Origin of the sequence: Rhodococcoides kyotonense (assembly GCF_900188125.1) — a bacterium.
Taxonomy (GTDB): domain Bacteria; phylum Actinomycetota; class Actinomycetes; order Mycobacteriales; family Mycobacteriaceae; genus Rhodococcoides; species Rhodococcoides kyotonense.
Genome location: NZ_FZOW01000047.1, coordinates 1 through 1,214 on the forward strand (window position 1 = coordinate 1; position 1,214 = coordinate 1,214).

General features: G+C 61.1%; 1 protein-coding gene. It reads left to right on the top strand.

Features of this window, described 5'->3' with window-relative positions:
* Nucleotides 1-58 precede the first annotated feature (58 nt).
* Nucleotides 59-1,207 carry an IS30 family transposase gene (locus tag CHB96_RS29310; protein WP_089253016.1) on the top strand — a complete coding sequence of 383 codons (1,149 nt, stop codon included), beginning with the start codon at nt 59-61 and terminating at the stop codon, nt 1,205-1,207.
* The last annotated feature ends 7 nt before the right edge of the window (nt 1,208-1,214 follow it).

Consider the following 1,214-nt stretch of genomic DNA (forward strand, 5'->3'; position numbering starts at 1 on the left):
GCCTGATCCTTGAGGGATGGTTGCGATGGTGCGTCCGGCGTTCACACACGAAGTTCGGATGACGTTCTGGTCTTTGCGCAGTGCGGGGTCGACGGTGAGGCAGGCCGCGGCAGCGGTCGGTGTCAGTGACGGCACGGGCTGGAACTGGGTGAACGAGCGCGGTGGTGTGCGTCCTCGGGCGACACCACCGCCTTCGGGTCACTACCTGTCGATCATCGAACGCGAGTTCATCTCCGACTATCGCCGCGACGGCTGGACGATGACCGCGATCGCCAAAGCGCTCGGCCGGGCAGTATCGACGATCAGCCGAGAGTTGAAGACCTACACCAACTCTCGCGGCCGGTATCTGCCGGCTTCAGCCGACCGCAAAGCGAAAGCGGCCAAGCTACGCCCCAAAATTTCCAAGCTCGAAGCCAGCCCTCAGCTCCGTCTAGAGGTGCAACGGCGGCTGAAACTGCAGCACTCACCGGAGCAGATCTCCCATACGCTGAAACTCGAGTTTCCCGATCAGCCGGAGATGCATGTGTCCCACGAGACGATCTACCAAGCCCTGTTCGTGCAGACCAAAGGCGGTTTGAACAAGGATCTGGCCAAACATCTGCGGACCGGTCGGCCACGTCGACGTGGCCACAAACGGACCCAGGAGCGGCGCTCACGGATCCCGGACATGGTCAACATCTCCGAGCGACCCGGTGAAGTGGAGGACCGTAAAGTCCCAGGTCATTGGGAGGGTGATCTGATCATCGGTAAAGACGGGAAGTCGGCGATCGGCACGCTCGTCGAACGGACCTCTCGGCTGATCCTGCTGCTGCATCTGCCGCTCGATCACAAGGCACCGACCGTGGCCGATGCGATGGCAGCGAAAATCATGGAATTGCCTGCGGTGCTTCGTCGTTCGATCACCTGGGATCAGGGGCGTGAGATGTCCGAGCATGCGCGGTTCAACGTCGAGACGGGGGTGCAGGTCTACTTCTGTGACCCGCACTCCCCGTGGCAACGAGGCAGCAACGAGAACGCCAACAAACTGCTTCGTCAGTACTTCCCCAAGGGCACCGATCTATCGGTGCACAGCAGCGAGTGGCTCGACGAGGTCGCCGACCGCCTCAACACCCGCCCACGCAAGACACTCGGATGGAAGACTCCTCTGCAGATCTTCACCGATATCGTGGAGGAGTACAACGAGTCGCTCGTTGCGACCACCGATTGAACATGTC

Excerpts from the sequence above, each read along its gene's own strand:
- CHB96_RS29310 (WP_089253016.1), top strand. The coding sequence starts at position 59 with ATGACGTTCTGGTCTTTGCGCAGTGCGGGGTCGACGGTGAGGCAGGCC.